This is a genomic window from Ruegeria sp. BI11 (genome assembly GCF_056538005.1).
This window is the reverse complement of record NZ_JBQFSM010000063.1, coordinates 1-909: the sequence shown is the minus strand read 5'-3', so window position 1 is coordinate 909 and position 909 is coordinate 1. Positions and strand designations below refer to the sequence as shown.

Annotated in this window: 1 protein-coding gene; it reads right to left on the bottom strand. The window is 60.0% G+C overall.

Going from position 1 to position 909, the window contains the following annotated elements; genetic code table 11:
• The coding region (locus ACR0DT_RS25090; RefSeq protein ID WP_480713351.1) for a hypothetical protein at nucleotides 1-909 on the bottom strand (909 nt) is incomplete at both ends.

Genomic DNA, 909 nt, shown 5'->3' with positions numbered 1-909 from the left:
ACAAAAATACCATCATCGCCACCAGTCACACGGTCTTCCGCCAGGATCGCGATCGAACCGTCGCCACCATTCTGCCTGGCGACAATCCCGGATCTTCCGGCTTCGATGGCACCATACGCCTCGACCGTCACCGAACCGCGATTGCCCGCATGAGCAAAAATACCGTCAGAGCCAGTCCCTTCGGCAACAATCGTCCCCTGCAAATGCCTCACCGTCACCGCGCCGGATGTCGTGCCGCCACTGGATATCGCACGGATTCCTTGGGCATTGCTCCCCATAGTGGAGACATCACCCGTCACCATTACCGTCACCGCACCAGCATCGCCATCGGCGTAGGAATACGCCTGAATACCTTCGGCACTGCTGCCCATAGTGGAGACATCACCCGTCACCATTACCGTCACCGCGCCAGCATCGCCATCGCCTTCGGAATACGCCTGAATACCTTCGGCATTGCCCCCCGTGGTAGAGATATCGCCCGTCACCATTACCGTCACCGCGCCAGCATCGCCATCGGCGTAGGAATACGCCAGAATACCTTCGGCACTGAACCCCGTGGTAGAGATATCGCCCGTCAACATTACCGCCACCGCGCCAGCATCGCCATCGCCTTCGGCGTAGGAATACGCCTGAATACCTTGGGCACTGCTCTCTATGGTAGAGATATCGCCCATCACTGTCACCGCCACCGCGCCAGCGTCGCCATCGCCGTAGGCGTATGAATACGCCAGAATACCTTCGGCACCGCTCCCCGTGGTGGAGATATCGCCAGTCACTGTCACCGCCACCGCGCCAGCATCGCCATCGCCTTCGGCGTTGGAATACGCCAGAATACCTTCGGCATTGCTGCCCGTGGTAGAGATATCGCCCGTCACCATTACCGTCACCGCGCCGGCATCGCCATCGGCA